This window comes from Streptomyces sp. NPDC096323 (genome assembly GCF_040302845.1).
In the GTDB taxonomy this organism is placed as follows: Bacteria; Actinomycetota; Actinomycetes; order Streptomycetales; family Streptomycetaceae; genus Streptomyces.
In genome coordinates, this window is the sequence record NZ_JBEOSI010000002.1 from 98,482 (window position 1) to 124,403 (window position 25,922).

Sequence of the window (25,922 nt, forward strand, 5' to 3'; positions counted from 1 at the left end):
GTATAAAACGTTTGTACATGAACGCGAGCAGCACGAAACACGCGAGGCGGTCTCCGTTGAACGGAGACCGCCTCGCGTGGTGTCTGTGCGCCGCCAGGGACTCGAACCCCGGACCCGCTGATTAAGAGTCAGCTGCTCTAACCAACTGAGCTAGCGGCGCCTGCTGACTCGAAAATAATACCTGGTCCTCAGGGGTGCTGATGACACGCCTTCGCGACCCCTGTGACCTGCCCGTTCGTGATCCCCGTCGCGTCCTGGGCACACCGGCCACTTCAAGCCCGATGCTGCGCCACTTCAGGCCCGTCCGGCGATTGAGGGAAACGCGGGACGGGTGGCTGCTCCGGCTACAGGGCCAAGGACAGAAGCACCGGTGCCGCCCGCCGATTCAGCGCATCCGCCGCCGCGCGCAAGCGATGCGCGTCCTCGACCGGCAGCGACAGCGCCAGGCATCCCGCCGACGCCCCGGCGGTCAGCGGCACCGCGGCGCACACCGTGCCGACCGCGTACTCCTGGAGGTCGAGCACGGGCACCGTCGCCGGCTGGCTGTCCAGCTTGGAGAAGAGGACCTTCTCGCTCGTGATCGTCCGCGACGTCAGCCGGGCGATCTTGTGCCGCGAGAGGTGGTCGCGCCGCCCGTTCTGGTCGAGCTGGGTCAGCAGGCACTTGCCGATCGCCGAGGCGTGCGCCGCCGACCGGAAGTCCACCCACTCGTTGACCGCGGGGGTCCCCGGGCTGTCGGCGTACTGCGTCACCCGGATCTCGCCGTCCACGTACCGGCTGATGTAGACCGCGGCGCCCACCGAGTCGCGCAGCTGTACCAGCGTCTGCTGGAGCCTGGCCTCCAGGGCCTGCCGGCGGGCGGCGCCCGAACCGAGGAGCAGCAGTGAGGCGCCGATGACATAGGCGCCGTCGGCTATCTGCTCGACGTACCCCTCGCGGCGCAGCGTCAGGAGCAGGGAGGTGAGGTGCCCGAGGGGCAGTCCCGTCTCCCGGGCGATCTGGGCGTCCATCACGCCGTTGCCGTGCTTGGAGACCGTTTCGAGCACACGAAGGGCGTACTGCACCGAATGCAACGGTGCGATCGGTTCGGGCTTCAACGCCACGGTTTCCCCCTACCAGGTTGTGACCGCAAGCTCTGCCCCCACGATAGCCGCCAAGAGGCCATTCAGGGGCGGCTGTTGGCTACTGACCGGTGCGCCCCGACCCCGTCATCTGGGGCGCACCCGTATGGCATATGCCAGAGTCAGGACCATGGGACGGATGCCGAGGTCACAGCACCGCGTTGAGGAATTCGCGAGTACGTTCGTGTGCGGGGTCGGAGAAGATTTTTTCCGGCGAACCGGACTCCACGACCCGTCCCGCGTCGAACATCAGTACCTTCTCCGATACGTCCCGGGCGAAATTCATCTCGTGGGTCACACACAGCATGGTGATGTCGGTGTTCCTGGCGATGTCGCCCAGCAGCTCCAGCACCCCCGCCACGAGCTCGGGGTCGAGCGCGGACGTCACCTCGTCCAGGAGCAGGATCTCCGGCTCCATCGCCAGTGCCCGCGCGATCGCGACCCGCTGCTGCTGGCCACCGGAGAGCTGCGAGGGGTGGGCGTCGATCTTCGCGGACAGCCCGACCAGGTCCAGCAGCTCCCGCGCCCGGGTCTCCGCCTTGTCGCGGTCCATGCCCAGGACGTTGATGGGGGCCTCGGTGATGTTCTGCAGCACCTTCATGTTCGGGAAGAGGTTGAACTGCTGGAAGACCATCCCGATCTTCTTCCGCGCCTCGCGCAGATGCTTCTCCGACGCCGGCTTCAGCGAGCCGTCCGCCGCCGGCGTGTGGGACAGCGGATCGCCGTTGATCCGGATCACCCCGTCGCTGACCTTCTCCAGCGTCATCAGCAGCCGCAGGATCGTGGTCTTGCCCGAGCCGCTGGGCCCGATCAGGGTGACGTGCTCGCCGCGCTCGACCGTGAAGTCCAGCTGGTCGAGCACGACATGGTCGCCGTACCGCTTGACGACCTTGTCGAAGCGGACCAGCGGATGCCCGGTGCCCTGGGGGGCGGGGACCGCGACGACGTCCTCGGGGGCCGTGGCCGCGGTCTTCTGCAGGGGGAGAGGTTCAGTGGCCAAGGCGGTTCTCCAGCTTCCTCATCAGGAGTGACGTGGGGTAGCTCGCGACCAGGAAGACCAGTCCGGCCAGTGTGAACACCTCGGTGTACGCGAAGTGGTCACCCCCGTACTTACGGGCTTCGAAGACCATCTCCTGCACCGTGATCACGGCGAGGAACGGGGTCTCCTTGAACATCGAGATCGCGTAGTTCCCGAGCGCCGGCAGCACCTTGCGCACCGCCTGCGGCAGGATCACCGCCTGCCAGGTCCGCCGGGGCGTCATCGACAGCGCCCGGCAGGCCTCCCACTGGCCCCTCGGGACGGCGTCGATCCCGGCGCGGTACACCTCCGAGGTGTACGTGGCGTAATGCACGCCGAGCACCACGATGCCGATGGTCAGCGGCTCCACCGAGGTGAACAGTGCGGCGGCACCCACCAGTTGGACCAGCAGCGGGGTGGAGCGGATGAACTCCATCACCACCTTCACCGGCACGGTCACGAACCGGGTGGGGGCCCGCCCGGCCACCGCGATCGCCAGCCCGAGCACCGCGGCGACGAGCGTGCCGAGCACCGTGGCGAGGAGGGTGACCTTGAACCCCTCGAGGAGCAGGGGCAGTGCCTCACCGGCGGCGTTCCAGTCGAATCCGTTGTTCACCGGGCACCTCCGGCGGCCGGGGCGGTCACGGCGCTGCGGGTCTTCAGCAGGCTCGCCCCGCCGCTCGCCAGGCCGAGCCGCCGCTTGGCGGACCGCTCCAGCAGGTTCATCAGCAGGGTCAGCGCGTAGGCCAGCACGAAGTAGCAGGCCAGCAGGGTCACATACGCGGTGAGCGTCTCACCCGTACGGCTGCGCAGCTTCTCGATCACGGTCATGAGATCGGCCGCCGAGATCAGCCACAGCAGCGGCGTGCACTTCAGCAGCTGGATCAGGAGGTTGGTGAACGACGGGATCATCTGGACCCATGCCTGCGGAAGGATCACCTTGCGCATCCGGTGCAGCGGCGTCATGTTCAGCGCGACCGCCGCCTCGTACTGGGCCCGCGGTACGGAGTTGATGGCGCCGCGCACCACTTCGGCGCCGTAGGCCCCGTAGTTGAGGCCGAAGGCGACGACACCGCAGAGCAGCGGCGTCAGTTCGTACCCCGTCAGCGGCGGCATCGCGTAGTAGAGCCAGAACAGCTGGACGTACAGCGAGGTGCCGCGGAAGAACTCCACGACCACGCGCGAGACGCCCCGCGCGACCAGCAGCCGGCTGATCGACATCAGGCCCAGGACGAACGACAGCAGCAGCGCGAGCAGCGCGCCCAGGACGGTGGCCTCCAGGGTCACCCACAGGCCCGAGCGCAGCTGGGGCAGATCGTCGGCGAAGGCGGAGAAGAAGTCATTCATGCGGCGGGCCCCGTCCCTGTCAGCCCTTGCACAGTCCGGCCGTCTTCAGCGTGGCCGGCGGGAGTTCGGTGGCGCCGAAGCCGTAGTCCCGCAGCAGCTCCACATAGCGCGACCTGTCGGAGACGATCTTCTTCAGCTCGCGGTTGAAGGCGTCCCGCAGCTCTTCGTTGCCCTTGCGGAATACCGCGCCGCCCGGGCTGTACTGCTTCACGCCGTCGAGCTCCGGCAGGAAGGCCTCGGTGACCTCGGTCTCCGGGTTGGTCTTCGCCAGCCAGCGCAGCGAGATGCCGGTCAGCAGGAACGCGTCGACCCGGCCGCCCTTGACGGCGTCCGCGCCGTCCTGCGGCTTCTGCAGTGACTTGATCTTGTCCTTGGCTATGCCGGCTCCTTCGGCGTACGAGCCCTCGACGGCGCCCGCCATCACGCCGACGGTGATCCCGGCGGCCTTCGCGGACGCCAGGTCGGTGACCTTCCTCGGGTTGCCCTTCTTCACCATCAGCGCGGTCGGCGAGATGAACTCGGGCTCCGAGAAAAGGGCGTTGGCGCAGCGCTCGGGCGTGATCGCCATCCCGGCGCTGACCACGTCGTACTTGCCCGCCTGCAGGCCCGGGATCAGCCCGTCCCACTCGGAGAGGGTGGGCCGCAGTTCGTCCACGCCCAGCGCCTTGAAGATCTCCCGGTGCAGGGTGGGCGCCTCGCCCTTGAGCTGCTTGCCCTCCATGTACCCGTACGGTGCCTCGTCGGCGTACGCGACCCGGACGAAACCCTGCTTGCGGAGCTTTTCGAGCGCGCCTTCGCCGTCGGCGGAGTCCTCACCGGTCTTGCTGCACGCGGTGAGCAGGCCGGGAACGACGAGCAGACCGCCCACAGCTGCCGATCGGTTGAGGAAGCCCCGGCGGGACAGGTTCGGGAAGTCAGCCATGGTTCGCGATCTCCTGGAGGGGTCGAACAGTCCGGACAGGGTTGGCGCCTGCCCGATCCCGTACGTCTATGCGGGAAGAGGCCGCATGTAACCGAACAGTGGCCGGAGGGTGACCTTCCCGTGTCCGAACATGGGCGGAGTGCGACGGGACGGGTGCGGGGCGTATTTCCTTGCCGGACGCGGCGGGTGACGGGGTGTTATCCGCGGATATCCAGGTCCGTGCCCGGAATGTAGCCGAGCCGCTTGTCCACCACGTTCGGCAACGGCTCCCCGGCCGCCCACTGTTCGTACATCGCGACGAACTGCTCGCCCAGCCGGTCCCGCCAGCCCGCCGCGTCACCGCTCATGTGCGGCGACACGATGAGACCCGGTACGTCCCACAGCGGGCTGTCCGGGCCGAGCGGCTCGTGCGCGAACACGTCGAGGGCCGCCCCCGCGATCCACCGCTTGCGCAACGCGCCGGCCAGATCGGCCTCGACCACCATCGGGCCGCGCCCCACGTTGATGAACCGGGCCGAGGGCTGCATCAGCCCGAAGAACCGGCTGTCGAACATCCCGTACGTCTGCGGAGTCAGCGGCGCCGCACAGATCACCCAGTCGGCCCGGGCGGCCAGCCGGTCCAGATCCCCGGCGCCGTGGATCGTGCGCCGGGCCGTGCGGCCCACCAGCGCCACCTCGACGCCGAGCGCCATCAGCAGCCGGGTGATCTCCCGCCCGACGGGACCGGCGCCGACGACCACCGCACGCGAACCCGCGACCCGGGCCGTCTCGCGGTGGAGCCACCGCCGGCGTCGCTGGAGGTCCAGGGTGCCGGGGAGGTCCATGGCGAACGCCAGCACGAGGCCTGCCACGTACTCGGACATCGGCTGCTCGAAGACGCCCCGCGCGTTGGTCACCACCGTGCCGCTCTCCACCAGCTCCGGGCAGAGCAGCCGGTCCACACCCGCGCTCGCCGTGTGCACCCAGGCGGGCCGCGGCCCGTCGCCCGGCCAGGCGGCCCGTACCGCGTCCGAGGCGAAGTCCCAGACCAGGAGGACATCGGCGTGGGGGAGCGCCCCGGCGAGACCGGTGCCGTCCGTGTGCCGGACCCGCACCCGCCCGGTCAGCGCGCCGAGACGGGGCGGCGGATCGGCGTCCAGGACGAGCAGGAGGGGCTCCGGCATGGGGGCGGTTCCTCCGCGTCGGCTGGGACCCGCTGGGGTCGCGGACGCACCACGCTCGCAGCCGCGCCCCGGCCCGTCAACCGGTCGCAGCGGTGAACGGGGCGGATGGGGGAATACTGGGATGAGGACCGTCAAAGCAGGTAGGACAGGCCGTACGGAAACAGGCAGTACACGCAGTACAGGAAGGGTGGACATGACGACCGTCGGATTCCTCTACCCGGGCCATTTCGCGGAGGACGACTACCCGCGCATGGAGATCCTGCTCGACAGCGACATCAGGCTCGTCGTCCGCCACACCGAGTGCCCCGACGACGCCTACCGCGAGGACGCCCTGCGGGCGCTCGGCACCCCCGAGAGGCTCGCCGCCGGCGTGGAGGACCTCCAGCGCTCGGGGGCCCAGTCCGTGGTCTGGGCGTGCGACGGCGGCAGCTTCCTGTACGGCCACGAGGGCGCCCACGACCAGGTCATGGCCGTGGCCCGGGCGGTGGGCGTACCTGCCTCCAGCACCTCCATCGGCTTCGTCCACGCCGTACGGAAGCTGGGCGCCAACCGGGTCGCCGTCGCCGCGACCTACCCCGAGGACATCGCCGCGCAGTTCGCCGCGTTCCTCCGGGCCACCGGCATGGAGGTGGTCGCCACCCACGCGGCGGGCGTGGCCGGCGGGGCCGAGGCCGCCGGCTGGGGGCTCGACCGGCTGAAGGAGCTGGTCACCGCGGCCGACCGCCCCGAGGCGGACGCCCTCCTGCTGCCGGACACGGCCCTGCACACCGTCAGCCACCTCCCCGAGCTGGAGGAGTTCCTCGGCAAACCGGTCCTCACCGCGAACCAGGTGGCCGCCCGGGAAGCCCTGCGGCTGGCCGACCGGCCCGCCTGGGCGCCCAGGCTCGGCACCCTCTTCGAGGCCCGCGAGGCGCCGCCGGCCCCGGTGGAATGGGGGAGCGGCCGGTCGTACGCACACGGCAGGCCGTCCTGAGTGACGTCCATGGAATAAGCGGAGTCCACCTCCTGTTGCACTGCTCCGGACCAGACGCATCACCGGAGAGGCCAGGACGTGGACGAGATTCGAGGCGACGAGATCCGTGGCAAGGCGGAGGGGACGGCACCCGTGCCCCTCTCCGTGCTTGACCTCGTGACCGTGGGCCAGGGCCGCACCGCGACCCAGGCCCTGCGGACGGGTGTGGAGATCGCACAGCTCGCCGAACGCCGCGGCTTCCACCGCTACTGGGTCGCCGAGCACCACTCCATGCCCGGCGTCGCCTCCTCCTCGCCCGCCGTGATCCTGGCCCACACCGCCGCCGTCACCGAGCGCATCCGCCTCGGCTCCGGCGGCGTCATGCTGCCCAACCACGCCCCGCTCGTCATCGCCGAGCAGTTCGGCACCCTGGAGGCCATGGCCCCCGGCCGCATCGACCTGGGCCTCGGCCGCGCGCCCGGCACGGACGGCGCCACCGCCGCCGCCCTGCGCCGCACCGAGCGCCTGAACGAGGGCGCCGACGATTTCCCGCAGCAGCTCATGGAGCTGACGCGCTTCCTGGACGACGACTTCCCCGACGGCCACCCCTACTCCCGTATCCACGCGGTCCCCGGCCCCGTGCAGGCCACCGCCGAGGGCGGGGTGCAGTCCCCGGACCGCCCGCCGCTGTGGCTGCTGGGCTCCTCCGGCTTCAGCGCCCGACTGGCGGGGATGCTCGGGCTGCCCTTCGCCTTCGCCCACCACTTCTCGGCCCAGAACACCATTCCGGCCCTGGAGCTGTACCGCGAGTCCTTCAAGCCGTCCGCGGTGCTGGACGCGCCGTACGCCCTGATCGGCGTCGCCGCGCTGGCCGCCGACGACGAGCGGGAGGCCCGCCGCCAGGTGCTGACCGGTGCGCTGTCGATGCTCCGCCTGCGCTCGGGCCGTCCCGGTCTCGTCCCCACGCCGGAGGAGGCGGAGGCGTACTCCTTCAGTCCCGTGGAGCGGGACTTCGTCGACGGCTGGCTCGGCAACATCGTCCACGGCACCGCGGACGAGGTCCGCACGGGCCTCGACGACCTGGCCAAGCGCACCGGCGCCGACGAACTGATGATCACCGCGAACGCCCACGGCGGCGAGGCCCGCCTGCGCAGCTACGGCCTCATCGCGGACGCGTACGGCCTGCCGGGGGCCTGACCGGCTAGGGGTTGTTCAGGGCCCTCGCGCCGAGGAGTTCCGTGATGCGTTCCGGGGCGACCGCGCGGGAGTACAGCCAGCCCTGCCCGGTGTCGCAGCCGATCCTGCGCAGCCGCTCCGCCTGGCCGGCCGTCTCCACGCACTCCGCGGTGACGGTCAGGCCCAGGCGGTGGGCCAGCTGGACCATGGCCTCGACGATCGTCTCGTCGGCGGGGCTGGGATGCGTACCGTCCTCGTACCGGAAACCGCGGACGAAGGCGCCGTCCAGCTTCAGTACGGAGACCGGCAGCCGGCTGAGATAGGCGAGGTTGGAGTAGCCGGTGCCGAAGTCGTCGATGGCGATCCGGACGCCCATGTCGCTGAGCGACTGCAGGGCCTGCAGCGGCCGGCCCGCCGAACCCATCACCGCGGACTCGGTCAGCTCCAGTTGCAGCAGCGCCGGGTCCAGACCGGTCTCCGTGAGGATCTCCGCGACATCGGTGACCAGGTCGGAGTCCCAGACCTGCCGCACGGCCACGTTGACGCTGATGAACAGCGGCGGCTCGTCCGGGTGGTCGAGCTGCCACCGCCTCGCCTGCCGGCAGGCCGACCGCAGCACCCAGCGGCCGAGCTGGACGATCGAGCCGTCCTCCTCGGCGATCGCGACGAACCGGTTGGGCGAGAGCATGCCGAACTGCGGGTGGTTCCAGCGCACCAGCGCCTCCACCCCCCGTACGACACCGTCGGCCATGCAGACCAGCGGCTGGTACTCGATCGTGAACTCACCGCGCTCGACCGCCGGGCGGAGCGTGGACGACAGGGCCTGCCGGGTCATCCGGTGCGCGTTGCGCTCGGGGTCGAAGAGGGTCCAGCGGGACTTGCCGTCCGCCTTCGCCCAGTACAGCGTCGTGTCCGCCGCCTGCATCAGACCCGTGGCGGAGGTCCCCGCGACGGGCCGCTCCACCACGCCGATCGACGCCGAGACCGAGAGCCGCTGACCGGCCAGGTCGAAGGGCTGCTGCAACGCGGCGAGCACCGTGCGGGCGAGATCGGTCAGCTGCCGCGTACCGGTGGACTCCTCGACCAGGATCGCGAACTCGTCCCCGCCCAGGCGCGCCACCAGATGGGCGCCGGTGGAATGCGGGGCCTCCTGCTCGGCGCAGTCCGTGAGCCGGGCGGCCACGGCGGCCAGCAGCCGGTCACCGATCCGGTGGCCCAGGGTGTCGTTGACGGCCTTGAAACCGTCCAGATCGAGGTAGCAGAGCCCGATCCGGCCCCGCCCGGGCATGCTGTCGTCCTGGTACGGCACGGACTCGAGAAGCGCCGACAGCCGCTCGAAGAACAGCGTCCGGTTGGGCAGCCGGGTCACCGGGTCGTGCATTTCGAGGTGGCGCAGCCGCTTCTGGAGCTCCCGCCGGTCGCTGACGTCGGCGACCGACAGCAGCACCTGGCCGGGCGCGTCACCGGCACCCGGGGCCGCGGCCATCGGCACGAGGGTGATCTCCGCCCACAGCGAGCGCCCGTCGGGGTGCTTGAGCCGCCGGGTGCAGCGGAAGCGGGAGCGCCGGCCGTGCAGCACCTCGCGGTACGCGCGCCAGGTGCGGCCGTCCGCGGCGAGATCGACCAGATCGGACGCGGACTGCGCGGTCAGCGCCCCGGCACCGACCCCCACCAGCGCGCCCAGCGCCTCGTTGGCGGTGACGATCAGGCCCTCGCGGTCGACGACGGCCATCGGGAGGGCGGCCACCCGGAACGCGGCCCGGTAGTCGTGCGGCTCGGAGGCGGCCCCGGCGCATGGCCATACATCGTCACGCTCCGTGAGGGGAGGTGGTGGGGGAGAAGGGGCTGTGCCTGCCGCGGGCCTGGGCCCTTCGGAGGTTCCGCTCACCGTTCGCTCCCGCCGTGCAGTCTCTGTCCCGGACACCTGAGGTCGGCCTGGCCCGCCGCGTGGAGTGCCGTTGTCAGGGGCGGAAACCGCGCAGGAAAGCGAGGTGAAGCATAGAGGCTGGCACCTCGGCCGTTCCAGCGCCCCGACCGTTACGAGCCCCGCGTCCGCCGTACTTGAGCCATTCGCCGGGTGACCCGGTTTGCCCGTGGCTGACTGTTTCTGCGCGGTTCTGTTCTCCCTCGCCGCTCCGGTGATCGATTGTGACTGTACGTGAGGGAAGTGGCCGACTCGGTCGGTGACCCGACTGGGGCAGCCCAACAGGACGTACCTCCGTCAACGCCACAAGGTGGTCAGAAGGGCCAGGGCGGTCAGGTGGGTCCTTGAGGGCCCTTGAGTCCTGGAGTCCGCATCCCGCACCGGAGGTAGACGTGCCGCGTCAGCAAGCGCCCGCAGGGATGGAGCGACCCAGGCCCCGCGCGGTGGCGGCCGGGCTGGTCTCCCTCCTGGCGCTCGTCGCGACCTCTCTCGTCGCGGGCCCCGCCGCAGCCGTCGGCGGAGAGGCGGCCCCCTGCGCACTGCCCCGGACCGGCGTCCACCACTCGCTCGGCGTGGACGACTGGAACGGCGCCTATCCGCGCCCCGACCACACCCTCGACGCGGTCATGATCTTCCTCTCGTTCCCCGACTCCCGGCCCGTCACCACACCCGCCGAACTCGCCGCCGACCACTTCCCCGCCACCACGCAGTTCTTCCAGCGCGCCTCGTACGGAAAGTTCACCCTGCGCCCGCACCCCCAGCGGCAGTGGATCCGGATGCCCGAGCCCTCGGTCAGCTACGGCATACAGCGTGACTGGAACGACGGCCGGCGCAGCGCCTACCTGCGCGACGCGATCGAGGCCGCCGACCCCCGGGTCGACTTCTCGAAGTACGACATCGTCTACCTCGTGGCCGACCCGGACGCCCCGGGCGTCGACTCCGACGCCACCAAGGTCGTCAACTTCGACCGGCCGCTGAGCGCCGACGGGACCGACATCAGGCGCGTCGTCACCGTCTTCGAACAGCACCCGCCCGACCACAACGTCCTCGCCCATGAGACCGGACACGTCTTCGACCTGCCCGACCTCTACCATCGGCCCTCGGACGGCAAGGGGGACTGGGACACGTATGTCGGCGACTGGGACGTCATGGGCAGCCAGTTCGGCCTCGCCCCGGACCTCTTCGGCTGGCACAAGTGGAAGCTCGGCTGGCTCGACGACCGCCAGGTGACCTGCGTCCAGGGCGACCGGCTCGTCACCCTGGAGCCGATGGCGGCCGTGCCCGTGCCGGGCGCGTCGATCGGGACCCGCCTCGCCGTGATCAGGACCGGCGAGGGCAGCGTCGTGGCCGTCGAGGCCCGCAGCGCCACCGGCAACGACAGCGCCACCTGCACCGAAGGCGTACTGCTCTACCGGATCCGCAACGAGACGCCGTCCGGCGGCGGACCGGTCGACGTCCTCGACACCCACCCGGAGACCGACGCCTGCTGGGACCGCTCGGTCTACCCGCCGCTCGCGGACGCCCCGCTGAGGGTCGGCGAGACGTTCTCCGTCCCCGGCGCCCACACCACGGTCGAGGTCGCGGACCGGACGCCGTCGGGGGCCTGGACGGTCCGGATCACCACGGGAACGTAGAACCGGCCGGGACAACGAAGAGCCGGCCAGGACAACGAAAAAGCCCCCTCGCTCTCGCGAGGGGGCTTCCTCCGTCTGTGCGCCGCCAGGGACTCGAACCCCGGACCCGCTGATTAAGAGTCAGCTGCTCTAACCAACTGAGCTAGCGGCGCCTGCTGACGTCGTAGACATTAGCATCCTGATCCGGGCGAGGAAAAATCGAAATCCTGGGCGACGGGGCGGGCGCCGACCTGGCCACCCGGACGCAGGCCCAGAGCAGCACGTCCGGCCCCGGGAGCCAGGGGCTGCGGGTGTCGGGGGCGACCAGCCAGCGAGGCCCGGAACCGGACGGGCCGCAGGTCAGCGGGGGCACCGTCACCGCGTCCCCCGCCCCGTGACAGAGCAGCGGGGGCACCTTCGGGCCGCCGTCGTCAGGCGCCGACGAGTCCCCGGCGGACCGGGTCCCCGGGCCCGATCCCCACTCCTCCCAGTCCAGCAGCGAGGGAAGGCGCTGGGCGGTGCCGGGGGAGGCGAACAGCAGCATCCGGCCGCGGTGCGTGGCGACCGGGCCGGAGCCCGGACCGTCGGCCCACAGGTGCTCCAGCATCCGGCGTCCGAAGAGCGTGGGCACGTTCACCACGTCGAAGGCGGAACCGCACGGCAGGACCCCGGGTGCGCAGGGGTGCGACTCCCATTGGGCCAGGGTGCTGCGCGGATACGCGGTCGCCCCGGCCAGCCAGGCGGCACCGGCCGCGGTCACCTGGGCCGTCTGATGGCCGGCCTGCTCACGCAGGACGGCGAAGATGTCGGCGCCCTCACCGCCGTGATCGTGAGGACGGGGTCCGTCGCCGAGATGCAGGGTCGTTTCGTCTGGCAGCCATGCGGTCATGCACCCAGGTCTACCGGGAGTGACCGTCCGGAATCTGTGAGTTGCCGAAAATCGGGACAGGGTGGGGTGGCGAGGAGTATCTTGCCCACCTGGCATATGCCAATGGTTGTACCCGGAGTGATCGCGGGGGAAGGACTGTCGCTGCGTCAGGGCCTGGGGTCGTTCAGCAGGCTCCGGCCGAACTCGACCATCTTCACCGCGTAGTCCTCGGTCCACTCCGCCCGCTGCGCGATGTCCGCGGTCGTCAGCCGGTCGAACCGGCGCGGATCCGCCAGCTGCGCCGCCGCGATCGCCTGGAACTCGACCGCCCGGTCCGTCGCGGCCCGGAAGGCCAGCGTCAGCTCGGTGGCACGGCTCAGCAGCTCCTTGGGATCGTCCATCGACTCCAGGTCGAAGAAGTGCTCGGGATCGGCGACGGCGGCCGACGGCTCGAAGAGCAGGGGTGCGGGGCGCAGCCGCTGCTGCTCGTTCCGCTCGGGTTGTGCCATGGGGTTCTTCCTCCTCCGGTCGGCCCGAATCGGCCACCCTCCATTGTCCAGGCCGCCGCAAGGGCGCTTTCGGGCGTGCGCGACGGTCCGCCCGCGCGCCGTCGCGCCGCACGCGCCCCCGTGCACAACGCGCCCGGCGCACCCCGTGTTCCGCCAGGTGCGCCGGCACCGAATGGCTGGCCGCCCGTTCCCCTCGAGTTCCCCTGCACGACACCGCCCGGAACCGGGGCACCGGCCCCGACGCTCTCCGGCCCGCGCATGACGTGCGGACCGGAGAGCCTCAGGGCCGGTGGGAGTCGAGCCAGCACCATCGCACCAGCTCCCGCGCCTCCTCCGGCAGCAGATGCTCCGCGGCGAGCAGCTCCTGGTAGAGCCGGTAACCCTGGCCCGCCAGAGGCCCGGTGAAGGGCGCGATGACCGTGATCATGACGGTCGGACGCGTCGGCTCAGGCCTTCCGGTCGCCACGGGGGAACCTGGTGTTGAGCAGGGCATGCGTGAGCAGACCCAGTACCAGTCCCCAGAAGGCGGAGCCGATGCCGAACAGGCTCATGCCCGAAGCTGTGCACAGGAAGGTGACCACCGCGGCGTCCCGGGTGCCGGCCTCACCGAGGGCCGTGGTCAGGCTGCCCTGGAGTGCCCCCAGCAGCGCGACGCCGGCGACGACTGCGATCAGCGCGGTCGGCAGACCGGCGAACAGGATGACCAGCACGCCGCCGCAGGAGCCGATCAGCAGGTACCAGAAGCCGCAGGACATGCCGGCGATGTACCGGCGGCGCGGGTCCGGGTGGGCCTCCGGGCCGGTGCAGATGGCGGCGGTGATGGCGGCAAGGTTGACCGCGTGCGAGCCGAAGGGAGCCAGCAGGACGGACATCGCGCCGGTGGAGCCGATCAGCAGCCGGTCGTCCGGCTTGTAGCCGGCTCCCTCCAGCACGGCGGTGCCCGGGGCGTTCTGCGAGGCCAGGGTGACGACGGCAAGCGGGATCGCGATGCCGATCAGCGCGGCCACCGAGAAGTGCGGCATGGTGAGGACGGGATGTACCAGGACACTGCCCGAGCCAAGGGCGAAGTCCAGCCGGGTCGTCACGAGAGCGGCGCCGACTCCGGCGAGCAGGGCGACCGGTACGGCCCAGCGGACGCTGATCCGCTTCATGACGAAGAAGGCGAGGAAGGCGCTCAGCACGATGGCGGGGGAGACCTTCAGCTCGGTGAAGATGCTGACACCGAACGAGAAGAGGATGCCCGCGAGCATCGCGTTGATCACACCGGTGGGCACGATCCGCATCAGCCGGCCGAACAGGCCGCTGTATCCGATCGCGGCGATCGCCACGGCGCTGATGAGGAAGGCACCGATGGCCTGCGCATACGGGTAGTCACCGAGGTTGGTCATCAGCAGGGCGACGCCGGGCGTCGACCAGGCGGTGATGATGGGCATCCGGGTGCGCCAGCTCAGGAAGAGACAGGTCAGCCCGGAGCCGATGGAGACCGCCCAGACCCAGGACGCCGTGTGGGCCTGGTCGAGGTGGCCGGCGCGGGCTGCCGCGAGGACGACGACCAGCGGTCCGGAGTAGGAGACGATCACGGCGATGAGACCGGCGAGGACCGCGGAGAACGACCCGTCCCGGCGTAGCGAATACCGCGGAGCGGCTTCCGGGGCCCCGGGGCCCTCGGCGGTTGTGTCGCCGTCGGGCGTGGCTTCAGGGGTGTTGTCGGAGGGTGGAGCGGTGGGTTCTGTGGCAGTGGACACGGTGTCAGATTTCCTTTGCGGCTTTCTCGAGGGCGTGTTCGAGGTCGTTGATCAGGTCGGCCGGGTGCTCGAGGCCGATGGAGAGGCGGACCATCTCACGCGGCGAGCGGCTGCCCGCGCCCTCGAAGGTGAAGCGGTGCTCGATCAGGCTCTCCGTGCCGCCGAGCGAGGTGGCGCGGATGAAGAGCTCGCAGTTCTTCGCCGTCTGCAGTGAACGCTCCCAGGGGCCGTCCACGTAGAGGGAGAGCATCCCGCTGAAGCCGCCGGTCATCTGACGCGCGGCCACCGCGTGGCCCGGGTCGGAGGCCAGGCCCGGGTAGCCGACCCGGCTGACCAGCGGGTGGCCGTCGAAGTGCTCGGCTATCTCCATCGCGGTCGCGGAGATCTGCCGCATCCGCGGGTGGAGTGTCCGCATCCCGCGCACCAGCAGGTACGTCTCCAGCGTGCCGAGAATCGGGCCCGCGAGCTTGCGGTGCAGGTCGATCCGCTCCCACAGCTCGTCGAGCACCGCGCCCCGGCCCGCCTCGCCGCGCTCTCCGGCGACCAGAAAGCCGGCCATGATGTCGGAGTGGCCGTTGAGGTACTTGGTCGCGGAGTGCATGACGAGGTCGGCGCCGAGCTCCAGCGGGCGGGTGTGCACGGGCGTCGCCACGGTGTTGTCCACGGCCAGCAGGGCGCCCGCCGCATGGGCCAGTTCGGCGCAGGCGGCGATGTCGGTGACCAGCCAGGTCGGGTTGGCCGGCGTCTCGATCCACACCAGGGTCGTCGGCGCCGCCGCCACCGCCTCGGCGACCGCAGGGAGGTCGGTGGTGTTCACCCGGACCACCTCGAGATTGCGCTGCGGCGCGAACTCCAGCAGCCACTTCGTCAGCCCGAAGTAGAGCGTCTCGGAGACCACCACACGCGACCGGTCGGGAAGGCACTGGAACACGGCGGTCGCGGCCGCCATACCGGAGGAGAACAGGGTGGCGTCGCTGCCGCCCTCCAGGCCCGCCACGACCAGTTCGGCCTGCTCGTAGGCGGGCGTCCCCTGGTCACGGAGGTATGCGCGTCCGCCGGGGGTGTCGTACGCGCCGTCACGCCCGAAGGTGACGCCCAGGGCGATCGGCGGCGGTACGGCGCCGGTCGCGGGGCAGCGCCAGCCGTCGGCCTGGGCGGCGAGGGTCTCGCGCCGCATCGTGCCGGGCGCCCACGGGGTGTAGAGCTCGCGGTTTCTGATCTTCATGACGCTGCTTCCTGGTCGAGCCGGAGAAGTCTCGCGGCCAGCCGGTCCGCCTCACGCAGGGCGCGCGAGGGAGAACCGGGCGACGGAACATAGTGGTTGTAGAAACTGGACCCCTCGGTGAGCGGTCCGAAGGCTGAGACGGTGGACGACGCGTCACCGGCGGCGTCCCGCACCCGCAGGGCGCCGTCCACCTCGATGCCGAGCGACGCCCCGGCCGCGCCCAGCCGGCGCAGCCGGCCCCGTACGAGAAGTCGCCGCAGCAGCTCCCCGTCCGTGTCGGGGGACCCGGGAGCCGCCAGATGCGCGCTGACCAGCCAGTCGACCCGTACGCTCGCCGTCGTGGCCAGCGCGGTGGACTCCAGCCGCCAGCCGGAGCCGTCGCGGACGGTACGGGGCGCGGGTCCCGGCCCGGGGGTGAGCATGCCCGCATCGGCGAGGGCCAGCACCTCGGCGGTGCGCTCCGCGTGAGGGCCCGTCACCAACCGGTTCAGCTCGCCCGTGAACCGGGTGAAGAACCAGCGGGTGGACGCCTCGGTCAGGCCCGGGGCGTCCACCGCCTGCCGGATGGTCTCGCGGTGGTCGCGCAGCACTTCGAGGGCGGCCTTCAGAGGGCTGGCCTCGACCCCGCGCAGCGCCTCTGTCAGGTCCTCGTTGACCGAATGCAGGAACCACTTGCCGTACCGGTCGGCGTCGGCCAGCGCCTCACGAGGCACCGTCTCCGCGAGCAGCCCGGCCGCGGTGCAGGCCGGGTTCGCAGCCGGTCCCGTGCCGATCCGGTCGTCCAACTCCGCCCGCAACAGGGGCAGTACCTGGCTCTCGAAGTCCAGCCGGCCGTCGGCGGCACCGTGGCGCAGCTCCCGTACCGCTTCGGGGGTGAAGTGCCGTGCAGGGGAGACAACCCGGTCGGGGCGGAACTCCGGCCGGGACCGGTAGGGCAGTCCGGAACGGCTGACCCAGGTGATCCGGGGCTCCCGCCCGCTCGGCACATACCGCGGCCGCTCGTCGGTCCCGGTCCCGAAACGTCCGCCCCGGCCCACGGTGAGCGCCGCGATGACGTCCATCGCGGCGAGACCGGTGCCGAGGACGGCCACCCGGCCGCCGTCGGGGACGCCCGCCACGGCTTCGGGCAGCGGGTAGGGGGTGCGGACCCACCGGTCGGCGGGTACCGGCGCACGCTCGGGCAGCGCATGGCCGAGCGTGAGCACCACGGAGTCGGCCGTGAGCTCCCGCCCGTCGGCCAGCATCACCCGCTCGCGGCCGTCCCGCCGGACGACATCCGTCACTTCGCTCCGGTGGTGCGTGACGTGGACCCAGGGCGCCGCCCTGTCGCAGATCTCGCGCCAGCACCAGGCGAGGTACTCGCCGAGCACCCGGCGGGGCAGGTAGTCGGCCGGACACACCGGGCGCCCGTGGCCGCCGTACACCCAGCCGTCGCCGGTGCGGCCGAGGCCGCGCTCGCGCGCCCACTCGAAGAGCGTCGGGCCGCCCGGTGCGGTGACCGGACGGCCGAGCATCGGCCCGTCCGCGAACCCGGTGACCTGCGCGGCGATCGTGTTGAGCAGCAGGTAGTCGGGCTGCGGCCGGTGCAGCCCGGTGCCCGGGACGCCCGGGTCGCACACCTCCACGGCGGCGGGTACCCGGTGTTCGGCGCAGAGCGCGACGATCCGTTCGAGTACGGACAGGGCGCGCGGCCCCGCGCCGACCAGGGCTATGCGTACCGCGTCGGTGCCGCCGGCTACCACCTGCGCTCCTGGCCGAAGAAGCCGGGGACGGCGACCGTCTCTTCCCGCTTGCGGGCCTGGTCCAGGACGTACGCGCCGACCGCCAGGTCGAGCACGCCGAGCCCGAACGGCGAGAAGACCACGGCCCGTCCCGGATCGGTCGTCACCTCGCCGGACAGCACCTGGGCGAGCGTGCCGGTGACGAACTCCCGCCCGCCGGTGAGCTGTTCGGCCAGATGGGGTGAAGTCTGCGCCTTCATGCAGTGCTCCACGTCATCGAGCACGTTGTCGGCACCGAGCAGCAGCTCCGGCGGCAGGTCGCGCAGCGAGATGTTCAGCACCACCTGCCCGGGCCGCAGCCGGGTGTCGGCGGGCACATACGGCTGTGCGGCGGTGGTGGCGAAGACGACCAGGTCGCAGTCGAGCGCCTCCTCCAGCGAGCCGGTGGTGCGGGCGTCGAAGCCCAGTGAGCCGACGTGCGCCGCGAGGCGGGAGGCGGACGGCTCGTGCAGGTCGTGGCAGAGCACCTCGTCGGGCTGCCAGCCCGCCGCGGCCAGGTAGTCGGTGATGGTGCGGGCGATGACGCCCGCACCGATCACGGCGGTACGCCCGCTCAGCGCGGCCCCGCCGCCCAGGGTCCGCGCCGCCAGGGCCGCCGAGGCCGCGGTACGGGCGGCGCTGATGCCGGCCGCCTCGAGGAGCGCGATCGGGTAGCCGGTGCGGTAGTCGTTGAGGACCAGTACGGCCGAGGCCCGCGGGTTCCCCTCGGCGACATTGGACGGGAAGCTGGCGATCCACTTGATGCCGGCCAGGTCGGTGCCGCCGCCGAGGTAGGCGGGCAGCGCGATGATCCGGGCGTCCGGCTTCTCGGGGAAGCGCAGGAAGTAGCTGTCGGGGTTGACGCTTTGTCCGGCCTCATGGGTGAGGTACGCGGAGCGCACCAGCGCGATGACGGCGGCGCGGTCCTCGTCGAGGACGCGGGAGGCGACGTTCCCGGGAACGATGTCGAAGGTGGTCATGATGGTGGGCCCCTTATGTGTGGGCGGGCGTGGTGTGCGCGGGCTCGCTGCGCCAGTCGGGCAGTCGCCGGTCCGCCCAGCCGTCGTCGTACACGGTGTCGAGGTAGCGGTCGCCGAAGTCGGGTGAGATCACGACGACGGTGCTGTGGTCCTCCAGCTCCCCCGCCAACTGCTCCACGGCCGCGAGAACGGTGCCCGTCGAACCGCCCACGAGCAGGCCGTAGTCGGCGGCGAGCCGGCGGCACATGCGTACGGCGCTCTCCTCGGGCACGGACACCGTCCGGTGCACCTGATGCTCGTCGAAGAGCTGCGGCTCGCGGCTGGACCCAAGGCCCGGGATGTGCCGGGGCCCGGCCGGCTCCCCGAAGGTGACCGAGCCGACCGAGTCGACGGCGACGACCTTGGTCCTGGAGGGCGGCCCGAAGTAGGCGGCGCAGCCCATCAGGGTGCCCGCGGTCCCGGTGCCGACGAACAGGTAGTCGGGGTCGCCGACCGAGATGCGGATGGAGTGGGCGGTGCGGACCGCGTGGGCGGCGACCGAGGCCTGGTTGGCGTACTGGTCGAGCCAGATCAGCCCCGGGTCCTCGGCCAGCTTCCGCTCGATGCAGCGGATCCTGGTCTGCAGGAAGCCTCCGTTGGCGTCGCGTTCGCGGACGACCACCAGGTCCGCGCCGAGCACCTGCATCAGCCGGATGCTCTGGGCATTGGCGTTGGGGTCGGTGACGACGGTCAGCCGGTACCGCTTGGCGGCACAGACCATCGAGAGAGCCACGCCGAGGTTTCCCGAGGTCGACTCGATGAGGCGGGAGCCCTCCTTGAGGAGGCCCCGCTCCTCCAGGTCCTCCACCAGCGCGACGGCGGTCTTGAGCTTGACCGATCCGGCCGGGTTGAGTCCCTCCAGCTTGAGCAGGACGCGCAACTGGTTATGGAACCCGTGGAGATTGAGGAACAGGTCGTCGGTGACGACGTCGTGAACGCTTCCGAAAATCACGTTTGCTTCCTGGGCTCGCGGACGATTCCTGTACGCAGGGCGGCGGTGCGACGCCGGGCCCTCATCGGGCGGGCAGGGGCACGGGCGCCGCGGAAGCTGCGGCCGGCGCAGGGTGGACGGTGGTGGGTATCGCGCCCCAGATGAGAGAGGCGGCGGTACCGGCGAGAAGGGCGCGAACGAAAAAGCGCATGGCTGAGAAACCCCGTTGGTCGTGATGAAGGAGACGTGAGAAAGCCGTGAGAGCGGTGGTCGGCGCGTTGGTCGAGAAGCGCCCTCAGCCCCCGGCGACTTCTCGATACTCACGCACCGCCGGTCCTGTGCCCAGCGATCAAGGTTGCCGGATCAGGCCGTGGCCGTTCCCGGACACGAGGTTGGTCCAGCGTTCACATATCTCACGAACTGGCCATCTCTTACACGGCACTTGTCCTTCCAGTACATTGCGCAGTCGGTTGGGCACCTGTAGTGCACGAGCGGGGGGATAGATGGAGGACAACGAGACTCACGAACGCACGAGGCTGCTGTACGCCCATGCGCTGCGGGATCCCGACTGGGATCCGCACGCATTCGCGGACGCCCAGAGCTGGTCGAACGACCAGGTCACGCAGGCGATCCTGCACCTGGCGGATCTGCAGCTGCTCTGCCCCAACCCGCACGCGCCGAGCGGCTGGGCCGCAGCGGCGCCGAGCGGCGCGCTGGGACATCTGCTGGCCCACGGGCACCGCACGGTCGACGGGCTCACGAAGGAACTGCACCAGGTGTGGAACGCGGTGAGCAGGGTCATCGCCGACTATCACCCCGTGCACGCGGACCAGTTGGCGCACACCAGCACCGAGTTGCTGACCGGAGTGGCCCGGGTCACCGCCGCGCTGGAGGACATCACCCGATCCGCGAAGCAGGAAATCGTCTCGCTTCACCCGGGCAAGGCCGTACCCCCGGAGATGATCGAGGAGGGCCTGGCTCGCGACCGCCAGGCGCTCGCGAAGGGCATACGAATCCGGACAGTGCATCTGCACACCACCGCCTGCACCCCACACATGGCTGCCTACCTGGACGATCTCCAGGCCCTCGGCGGCAAGGTCAAGACCACACAGATGCTGCCGCTGCGGATGATCGTGGTCGACGGCACGTCGGCGATGGTCCCCGCACCGGCACCCGAGGGCGAGCTGGCGGCCCTGCTGGTGCACGGAGGCCCGCTCGCCGCTGTGTTCCTCCAGATGTTCGAGCACTGCTGGGTGACCTCGGCGCCCCTGCCGCTGTCCGGTCCGCGGGCCGCTGACCACTCGAAGGCCGGCCTCGGCGACCGCGAGTCCACCGTGCTCGCGCTGCTCGCGACCGGCGCCACCGACGAGTCGATCGCCCGCCGCCTCGGCGCCTCCGAACGCACCGTGCGCCGTATCGTCGCCGAGCTCATGGAGCAACTGGGCGCTACCAGCCGGTTCGAGGCGGGTGTACTGGCCACTCGCAGCGGCTGGCTCGGCCCGCTCCACGCCGAGCCCAGCCCGGAGCCGGCGAGGAGCGGGTCCGTACGGTAACGGCTCTTCCTAGGGCCGCCACGCGACGCGGTGGTTGGACCAGAAGTCGTACGTGGCCATCATCGCCTCCCAGCCGTCCGGGAATTTCACCGTCACGCCCAGCTGCACCGGCTCCGTCGACGGGTGCTCGTCCAGCAGGTCCGAGACGCCCTCGCGGCACACCACGATGCAGGCGTGACGGTGGCGGGAGGCCAGTACGCACAGCCGGCCGGTCTCCAGATGGAACGCGGTGGCGTCCGGGCGGCCCGACAGCGGGTGCAGGACCACCGTCACATCGAACTCACGGCCCTGGAGCCGGTTCGCGGTGTCCACCGCCACCCCCGTCACCCCGAGCTCGGCGAGCGCCGCCCGGACCGCTGCCGCCTGGTCGCGATGGGCGGTGCCGACCGCGACCCGGTCCGCCGTGACCGGGGCGGGGTCCGGGGAGCGCTCGCTGGTCGCCGCGCCGCCCCGGTCCAGCAGTCTGCGCACCACCAGGGCCACGGCCCGTACCGCCTCCGGGTCCGTGCGCGGGGTGTGGCGGGCCGGAAGCTCCAGCAGACCCCAGCCCGACTCCGCCGCCTCGTCCAGCACCCGGTCGGCCGCCGACCCGTCCGAGGCGACCCCGAACGACAGCAGCCGGTCGCCGTGGTTCGTACCGCTGCGGAACGGGGTGTACGGGTAGAACGCGTCCGAGACCAGCGGCGCCGCCGAGGCCGGCAGCCGCCAGGAGACCGGCAGCCGGTGCTGCGGCAACTCCGGGTTGTGCGCGAGCAGCGTGGTGACCGCGCTCGCCGACGGGTCATAGCTCAGCCCCGCCCACTGGTCCGCGCCGACGATCGAGAACGGGTCCAGCTGGCCCGGATCGCCGACGAACAGCGCCCGCTCGAAGAGCCCCGCCACCGCGAGCAGGGCGTCCGAACGCATCTGGTACGCCTCGTCGACGATCGCGTGGCCCCAAGGCTCGACGTTCTTCACATGGGCCCACTTCGCCGCCGTCGAGATGACGATGTCGAGCCCGGCCAGATCCGCCGCCTTCGCCGACTTCCGTACGTTGGCCAGGCCGTCCAGCACCTTGTCGTACGGATCGGAGTCGCTGCTGTGCAGCCGGCCGACCGGCAGGCCGGGTTCCTTCTCGGCGAGCCGCACCACCAGGTCGTCGACCTGGGCGTTCGTCTGCGCGACCACCATCAGCGGACGTCCGGCCGCCGCGAGCTCCAGCGCGGCGCGCACCACCAGGGTCGACTTGCCCGCGCCCGGCGGCGAGTCCACCACGATGCCGCGGGCGGAGCCGTTCAGTGTGTCGTCCAGGATGCGGCCGGTGGCCAGACCCGCCGCCGCGCCCGGGTCGAAAACAGCCGTCACAGCAGGTCCTCCGTGGTCACGGGGTCGGGGAGCTCGGCGGCCGTCGCGCCGCCCGGCGGGCCGCCGTGGGTCCACGGGGTCTCCTCCGGGTCCGGCAGCTGCGCGCCGCCGCGCTGGTCGTGCTCGAAGAGCGTCCAGGCGATGACGTCACCGGGCTCAGGCACCGAGCCCGGGGCGGGCTCCTTGGCGCGGCCCATCCGGTCGGTGATCCGCAGCACCAGCGACTGCGTGCCGTCGCCGCCGGCCCCGTCCGCCGCCGCGCTGCCCGCGAACTCGGCGGTCTGCGGCTTGCCGTCCAGCGAGCGGTAGACCTTCACGCGTTCGCCCAGATGCGGCTGCTCGGCCGTGCGGACCGTGACCAGCGGGCGCGGGGAGGAGCGCTTGGACTCGCTGTACGCCATCTCCACCGCGGTCACCTCGCCGACGAACGCCTCGCCCGCCAGCCGCCGCCCGGCCAGGACCAGCGGATCGTCCAGCGCCTCCTGGGCCTCCAGCTGCGCCTGCGCCGTCTCCCGCGCCGCCAGCTTCCGGGCGGCGGTCACCGCGTCGTCCCGGCGGGGCTGCGGCGGCTCACCGGCGCGCACCCGGTCGCGGTGGCCGGTGAACGACCAGCGGTCGCGCGTCCAGCGGTCCTCGGCCCTGGCCCCCTCCGGCAGTTCCCGCAGCAGATCCAGGCCCCGCCACACCGCGTCCCACGTCGGCCGCAGCACACCGGCCAGCAGTCCTCGGATCTCGCGCTCCGCCGCGGTCAGCTCGGCGAGTCGGGCATCGGCCGCCAGACCGTCCTCGGCGGCGGCGAGCGAGGTCCGCGCCCGGTCGTACTTGTCGATCGCGGGGGCCAGCAGCCGGTTGTCGAAGTCCGGATCGGTCGCCGGTCCGGCCGGCGGGCACAGCAACTGGTGTCCGGCGTCCCGGGCCAGCTCGGCGCGCAGCGCGGCCTCGGCCCCGGACTCGCCGGCCGGCGGGTCGATCCAGGCGAGCAGGGCGCCCAGGTGCTGGTCCTCCAGGGAGGACTGGCCGGTCGCCCAGTGCCGGTTCAGGAGATCGGTGCCGGCCAGCAGCAGCGAGGAGCCGGGCACCCGGGCCCGCTCGCCGTAGTGCGTCAGCCAGCGGCCCAGCAGCGGGACGCGGGCGGGCGCCGGATACGGGGTGTCCGGGTCGTCCTCGGCGGTGCGCCGGAACCGCATGGAGCGGCCGAGCAGCCGGACGAACTCGATGCCCGCCCGGCTCGGCACGATCAGCTGCGCCGCGTCCGTGCACAGCTCCGTCTCGACCTTGACCCTCTTGCCGGTGCCGGGGTCGGTCTCGCTCCGTTCGGCGGGCTCGACCCCGTCGGCGTACGACTCGATGTACGGCAGGACCGTCTCGGCCAGCTCGGCGAGGAACGCGAACCGCAGGTCCCGGTCGCGCGGCTGGGCGACGGCCAGCAGCCGGGGCGCGTCCCGGTCGGTGCCGACGAGCGCGCCGAGCGGGGCGCCCGCCTCGCCCGCGGTGGTGAGCGGCACCAGCACGAGCGGCCGCTCGCCCAGGTGACGGTGGCGGACGGTGGCCATCGGCTGGGCACGGCCGCTCTCCACGGCCTCCAGCCGGGCCAGGGTGCCGATCAGCGACATGGGGTGCTGCCCTCCAGAGCCTCGGCGCGCAGCGCGGCCGCGCGGAGCAGTGCGGCGACCGTCGGGTCCGCCGGATCGCCCTCCTTGCCGGCGGCCGCGGCGAGCACGCCGGTGACCGTGGTCAGCCCGCCGAGCTCACCGCGCACGCTCCGCCCGAGCGCCTCGACCGCACCGGCGGCGCGGGCCTTCGCCCGGCAGTGGAAGGCGAGCTCGCAGGCGGCCAGGCACTCCGGCGCGTACGCCGCCGTGACGGACTCGACCGCGGTGTCCAGCTCCTCCGGGGAGCACTCCGGATCGAAGGTCGTGCCCTCGGGCAGGGCCGCCGCTATGTCCTCGACGCGGGTGAGCCGGGTCAGCTGCCGGCGGGTGACCGCGCGCTGCTTGCGTACGTCGACGACGGAGGCGGCCGGCAGGTTGGAGAAGTCCTTGGGGCAGACGAGCAGCACCCGGTGGCCGACCTCCGCGCCCTCGGTCATCGCGGCGACCTGCTCCAGTGCCAGTACGTACACGGCGGACTGGCGGGCGGCCGCGCCCACCTTCGCCGCGTCGGCGGAGCCGTCGATCATGGGGAACGACTTGATCTCGACGACCGTCCAGGTGCCGTCGGGGTGGACCACCACCGCGTCCGGCTCCAGATAGGCGGGGGACCCAGCGACCTCCAGGGCCAGCATCGGGTGGTCCAGCAGCGCCCAGCCGCCCGACCCGGTCGCCTCGCGCAGGGCGAGCGCGGTGCGGGCCGCGCGGCCCTCGGGGCCGGCGGCGGTCAGATCGGGCGTCGACACGCCCCCGGGCGGTTCGCCGGGCTCGCCGAACGCCTGGTGCAGCAGGCGCATCAGCTCCGTGCCCCCGTCGGCCTTGACCCGGGCCTCGAAGGCGTTGCCCCGCATGAAGGCGAACTGGGACTGGCCGAAGGCGGCCGGTGAACCGAGCGCCGCGGCGAGCGCGCCCTTGTCGACCCCGGCCCCGTCGAGCAGGGCGCGCCGCTTGCAGCCGGGGTTGGCGGCCAGCGCGGCCAGCGCGCGGGCGTCCAGCGGGCGGGGCGCGACGGCCGGGCCCCTCAGCTCAGCGAGCCGCCGTCGCAGCGTCACCGCCTGCGGCTCTTCCCGCGGAGGCGGGGACATCGGCCGGGGCAGGCGGGCCGCCCGGTGCTGCTGCATCGGCGGGATCTGCGGAGGAGGTCCGCTGGCCGGGGATTCGCTCACCCGCGGAAGTCTTGCATCCGGCACTGACATCCGGGGACTTCGTGGCGACGGACACCTGTGCGAAACGGGCCTGGACGGCGTCCTTGACCCGGTCGGCCAGGCGCAGTACGGGCCTGGCCAGCAGCGCACCGACGCCCATGACGGCGGCTCCGGCGACGGCGTCGAGGAAGTAGTGGTTGGCGGTGCCCATCACCACGATGACGGTGATCAGCGGGTAGGCGATGCCGGCGGCCCGCAGGAGCGGGTGCCTGCCGTGGCGCCACAGGAGGATGCCGCACCAGAGCGCCCAGCCGACGTGCAGGCTCGGCATCGCCGCGTACTGGTTGGTCATCCCGCCCATGCCGCGCGGTGCGCTCGCCTCCGTACCCCACCAGCCGTACGAGCTGTACTGGGCCATCGTGTCGACGAAGCCGTGCCCGGCGGCCAGCAGCCGCGGCGGGCAGGTCGGCATCAGCGTGAAGCCGATGAGGCCCAGCATCGTCGACGTCATCAGCCAGGTCCTGGCCCTGCGGTACGCGGCCGCGTGGCGGCGGAACATCCAGATCAGGACGGCCGGGGTGACCAGATAGTGCAGCGAGGCGTACGCGAAGTCGGCGGGTATGCCTATCGAGGGGTGCGCGGTGAACAGCCGGTTGAGCGGGTGCTCGGCGTTGAGGAAGAGGGCCTTCTCCAGATCCAGGATGCGCAGCCCGTGGTCGACGGCGGTGGACACGTCGCCCCGGACCAGGAGCCTGCCGCCCGAGTACGCTGCGTACACCAGGGCCAGGAGCGGGAGCTCGGTCCACCAGCGGGGCCGGGGGCGCGGCGCGGGCGCGATGGTGGCATGCGGCATCCGGAAGTTCTCCATCAATGTGTTCACGCGGCCGACGGCGGGCGTTCCACCGTACGGTGCGGGTCGGCCTTCGTTCGCCCGGGGT

At 71.8% G+C, this 25,922-nt stretch carries 23 protein-coding genes and 2 tRNA genes; 4 read left to right on the top strand and 21 right to left on the bottom strand.

Annotation, left to right across the window (positions count from 1 at the left end; all coding sequences use genetic code 11):
• Window positions 1-86: 86 nt before the first annotated feature.
• The 7 genes from ABTX18_RS04495 to ABTX18_RS04525 form a co-directional block, all read right to left on the bottom strand.
• Window positions 87-160 (bottom strand) — tRNA-Lys (locus ABTX18_RS04495).
• Between the two features lie 184 nt (window positions 161-344).
• Window positions 345-1,103, bottom strand: a complete 759-nt coding sequence (locus ABTX18_RS04500; RefSeq protein ID WP_352121257.1) for an IclR family transcriptional regulator — start codon at window positions 1,101-1,103, stop codon at window positions 345-347.
• 166 nt (window positions 1,104-1,269) lie between these two features.
• A complete protein-coding gene (gene ehuA, locus ABTX18_RS04505) occupies window positions 1,270-2,121 on the bottom strand; it encodes an ectoine/hydroxyectoine ABC transporter ATP-binding protein EhuA (RefSeq protein WP_352121258.1) in 852 nt (283 codons plus the stop codon).
• Window positions 2,111-2,755, bottom strand: coding sequence for an ectoine/hydroxyectoine ABC transporter permease subunit EhuD (ehuD, locus tag ABTX18_RS04510; protein ID WP_352121259.1), 645 nt, complete (start codon window positions 2,753-2,755; stop codon window positions 2,111-2,113). Before ehuD ends, ehuA begins: the two co-directional genes overlap by 11 nt.
• Complete coding sequence (gene ehuC / locus ABTX18_RS04515; protein ID WP_352121260.1) at window positions 2,752-3,486, bottom strand: ectoine/hydroxyectoine ABC transporter permease subunit EhuC; 735 nt, start codon at window positions 3,484-3,486, stop codon at window positions 2,752-2,754. Before ehuC ends, ehuD begins: the two co-directional genes overlap by 4 nt.
• Before the next feature lie 19 nt (window positions 3,487-3,505).
• Window positions 3,506-4,408 carry an ectoine/hydroxyectoine ABC transporter substrate-binding protein EhuB gene (gene ehuB, locus ABTX18_RS04520; protein ID WP_352121261.1) on the bottom strand — a complete coding sequence of 301 codons (903 nt, stop codon included), beginning with the start codon at window positions 4,406-4,408 and terminating at the stop codon, window positions 3,506-3,508.
• A gap of 197 nt (window positions 4,409-4,605) precedes the next feature.
• On the bottom strand, window positions 4,606-5,571 hold the full coding sequence (locus ABTX18_RS04525; RefSeq protein ID WP_352121262.1) for a D-2-hydroxyacid dehydrogenase: 966 nt from the start codon (window positions 5,569-5,571) through the stop codon (window positions 4,606-4,608).
• Window positions 5,572-5,764: 193 nt separating this feature from the next.
• Between ABTX18_RS04525 and ABTX18_RS04530 the strand changes: the two genes are divergently transcribed.
• Both ABTX18_RS04530 and ABTX18_RS04535 read left to right on the top strand, forming a co-directional pair.
• Window positions 5,765-6,544 carry a maleate cis-trans isomerase family protein gene (locus tag ABTX18_RS04530; RefSeq protein WP_352121263.1) on the top strand — a complete coding sequence of 260 codons (780 nt, stop codon included), beginning with the start codon at window positions 5,765-5,767 and terminating at the stop codon, window positions 6,542-6,544.
• A gap of 78 nt (window positions 6,545-6,622) precedes the next feature.
• A complete protein-coding gene (locus ABTX18_RS04535) occupies window positions 6,623-7,720 on the top strand; it encodes an LLM class flavin-dependent oxidoreductase (RefSeq protein ID WP_352121264.1) in 1,098 nt (365 codons plus the stop codon).
• Between the two features lie 4 nt (window positions 7,721-7,724).
• On the opposite strand, the gene ABTX18_RS04540 is transcribed toward ABTX18_RS04535, so the two are convergent.
• Window positions 7,725-9,587: a putative bifunctional diguanylate cyclase/phosphodiesterase gene (locus tag ABTX18_RS04540; RefSeq protein ID WP_352121265.1), complete on the bottom strand. Its 1,863-nt coding sequence runs from the start codon at window positions 9,585-9,587 to the stop codon at window positions 7,725-7,727.
• Window positions 9,588-10,042: 455 nt separating this feature from the next.
• Between ABTX18_RS04540 and ABTX18_RS04545 the strand changes: the two genes are divergently transcribed.
• A complete protein-coding gene (locus tag ABTX18_RS04545; protein WP_352121842.1) occupies window positions 10,043-11,257 on the top strand; it encodes a M6 family metalloprotease domain-containing protein in 1,215 nt (404 codons plus the stop codon).
• A 78-nt stretch (window positions 11,258-11,335) separates the two neighbouring features.
• On the opposite strand, the gene ABTX18_RS04550 is transcribed toward ABTX18_RS04545, so the two are convergent.
• The 9 genes from ABTX18_RS04550 to sbnA all read right to left on the bottom strand — a co-directional run bounded on the left by ABTX18_RS04550 (window position 11,336) and on the right by sbnA (window position 19,314).
• Window positions 11,336-11,409: transfer RNA gene (locus ABTX18_RS04550), tRNA-Lys, on the bottom strand.
• Entirely contained in the window at window positions 11,400-12,125 is a 726-nt protein-coding gene (locus ABTX18_RS04555; RefSeq protein ID WP_352121266.1) for a bifunctional DNA primase/polymerase, read from the bottom strand. Before ABTX18_RS04555 ends, ABTX18_RS04550 begins: the two co-directional genes overlap by 10 nt.
• Window positions 12,126-12,271: 146 nt before the next feature.
• Entirely contained in the window at window positions 12,272-12,613 is a 342-nt protein-coding gene (locus tag ABTX18_RS04560; RefSeq protein WP_352121267.1) for a DUF8844 domain-containing protein, read from the bottom strand.
• Between the two features lie 280 nt (window positions 12,614-12,893).
• Window positions 12,894-13,079 carry a hypothetical protein gene (locus tag ABTX18_RS04565; RefSeq protein ID WP_352121268.1) on the bottom strand — a complete coding sequence of 62 codons (186 nt, stop codon included), beginning with the start codon at window positions 13,077-13,079 and terminating at the stop codon, window positions 12,894-12,896.
• On the bottom strand, window positions 13,060-14,358 hold the full coding sequence (locus tag ABTX18_RS04570; protein WP_352121269.1) for a benzoate/H(+) symporter BenE family transporter: 1,299 nt from the start codon (window positions 14,356-14,358) through the stop codon (window positions 13,060-13,062). Before ABTX18_RS04570 ends, ABTX18_RS04565 begins: the two co-directional genes overlap by 20 nt.
• Before the next feature lie 4 nt (window positions 14,359-14,362).
• On the bottom strand, window positions 14,363-15,583 hold the full coding sequence (locus tag ABTX18_RS04575; RefSeq protein ID WP_352121270.1) for a trans-sulfuration enzyme family protein: 1,221 nt from the start codon (window positions 15,581-15,583) through the stop codon (window positions 14,363-14,365).
• Window positions 15,580-17,325: an FAD/NAD(P)-binding protein gene (locus tag ABTX18_RS04580; RefSeq protein ID WP_352121271.1), complete on the bottom strand. Its 1,746-nt coding sequence runs from the start codon at window positions 17,323-17,325 to the stop codon at window positions 15,580-15,582. Before ABTX18_RS04580 ends, ABTX18_RS04575 begins: the two co-directional genes overlap by 4 nt.
• Complete coding sequence (sbnB, locus tag ABTX18_RS04585) at window positions 17,319-18,323, bottom strand: 2,3-diaminopropionate biosynthesis protein SbnB (protein ID WP_352121272.1); 1,005 nt, start codon at window positions 18,321-18,323, stop codon at window positions 17,319-17,321. Before sbnB ends, ABTX18_RS04580 begins: the two co-directional genes overlap by 7 nt.
• Before the next feature lie 13 nt (window positions 18,324-18,336).
• Window positions 18,337-19,314, bottom strand: coding sequence for a 2,3-diaminopropionate biosynthesis protein SbnA (sbnA, locus tag ABTX18_RS04590; RefSeq protein ID WP_352121273.1), 978 nt, complete (start codon window positions 19,312-19,314; stop codon window positions 18,337-18,339).
• Window positions 19,315-19,796: 482 nt separating this feature from the next.
• On the opposite strand from sbnA, the gene ABTX18_RS04595 reads away from it, so the two are divergent.
• Window positions 19,797-20,846 carry a LuxR C-terminal-related transcriptional regulator gene (locus tag ABTX18_RS04595; RefSeq protein WP_352121274.1) on the top strand — a complete coding sequence of 350 codons (1,050 nt, stop codon included), beginning with the start codon at window positions 19,797-19,799 and terminating at the stop codon, window positions 20,844-20,846.
• A 9-nt stretch (window positions 20,847-20,855) separates the two neighbouring features.
• Here the strand turns inward: ABTX18_RS04595 and ABTX18_RS04600 are convergent, their stop codons facing one another.
• Genes ABTX18_RS04600 through ABTX18_RS04615 form a run of 4 tightly spaced genes read right to left on the bottom strand, consistent with a single transcriptional unit; the run spans window position 20,856 to window position 25,837 of the window.
• Window positions 20,856-22,190 (bottom strand): AAA domain-containing protein, encoded by a 1,335-nt coding sequence (locus tag ABTX18_RS04600; protein WP_352121275.1) that lies wholly within the window; start codon window positions 22,188-22,190, stop codon window positions 20,856-20,858.
• Window positions 22,187-23,803 carry a hypothetical protein gene (locus tag ABTX18_RS04605; RefSeq protein ID WP_352121276.1) on the bottom strand — a complete coding sequence of 539 codons (1,617 nt, stop codon included), beginning with the start codon at window positions 23,801-23,803 and terminating at the stop codon, window positions 22,187-22,189. The genes ABTX18_RS04600 and ABTX18_RS04605 overlap by 4 nt, the downstream gene beginning before the upstream one ends.
• Window positions 23,794-24,960 carry a hypothetical protein gene (locus ABTX18_RS04610; protein ID WP_352121277.1) on the bottom strand — a complete coding sequence of 389 codons (1,167 nt, stop codon included), beginning with the start codon at window positions 24,958-24,960 and terminating at the stop codon, window positions 23,794-23,796. The genes ABTX18_RS04605 and ABTX18_RS04610 overlap by 10 nt, the downstream gene beginning before the upstream one ends.
• Window positions 24,866-25,837 carry a phosphatase PAP2 family protein gene (locus ABTX18_RS04615; RefSeq protein WP_352121843.1) on the bottom strand — a complete coding sequence of 324 codons (972 nt, stop codon included), beginning with the start codon at window positions 25,835-25,837 and terminating at the stop codon, window positions 24,866-24,868. The genes ABTX18_RS04610 and ABTX18_RS04615 overlap by 95 nt, the downstream gene beginning before the upstream one ends.
• Window positions 25,838-25,922: the final 85 nt, after the last annotated feature.

Coding starts and splice junctions, on each gene's coding strand:
- ehuC (WP_352121260.1), bottom strand. CDS start 3,486: ATGAATGACTTCTTCTCCGCCTTCGCCGACGATCTGCCCCAGCTGCGC.
- ehuB (WP_352121261.1), bottom strand. CDS start 4,408: ATGGCTGACTTCCCGAACCTGTCCCGCCGGGGCTTCCTCAACCGATCG.
- ABTX18_RS04525 (WP_352121262.1), bottom strand. CDS start 5,571: ATGCCGGAGCCCCTCCTGCTCGTCCTGGACGCCGATCCGCCGCCCCGT.
- ABTX18_RS04530 (WP_352121263.1), top strand. CDS start 5,765: ATGACGACCGTCGGATTCCTCTACCCGGGCCATTTCGCGGAGGACGAC.
- ABTX18_RS04545 (WP_352121842.1), top strand. CDS start 10,043: ATGGAGCGACCCAGGCCCCGCGCGGTGGCGGCCGGGCTGGTCTCCCTC.
- ABTX18_RS04555 (WP_352121266.1), bottom strand. CDS start 12,125: ATGACCGCATGGCTGCCAGACGAAACGACCCTGCATCTCGGCGACGGA.
- ABTX18_RS04560 (WP_352121267.1), bottom strand. CDS start 12,613: ATGGCACAACCCGAGCGGAACGAGCAGCAGCGGCTGCGCCCCGCACCC.
- ABTX18_RS04575 (WP_352121270.1), bottom strand. CDS start 15,583: ATGAAGATCAGAAACCGCGAGCTCTACACCCCGTGGGCGCCCGGCACG.
- sbnB (WP_352121272.1), bottom strand. CDS start 18,323: ATGACCACCTTCGACATCGTTCCCGGGAACGTCGCCTCCCGCGTCCTC.
- ABTX18_RS04595 (WP_352121274.1), top strand. CDS start 19,797: ATGGAGGACAACGAGACTCACGAACGCACGAGGCTGCTGTACGCCCAT.
- ABTX18_RS04605 (WP_352121276.1), bottom strand. CDS start 23,803: ATGTCGCTGATCGGCACCCTGGCCCGGCTGGAGGCCGTGGAGAGCGGC.
- ABTX18_RS04610 (WP_352121277.1), bottom strand. CDS start 24,960: ATGCAGCAGCACCGGGCGGCCCGCCTGCCCCGGCCGATGTCCCCGCCT.
- ABTX18_RS04615 (WP_352121843.1), bottom strand. CDS start 25,837: ATGCCGCATGCCACCATCGCGCCCGCGCCGCGCCCCCGGCCCCGCTGG.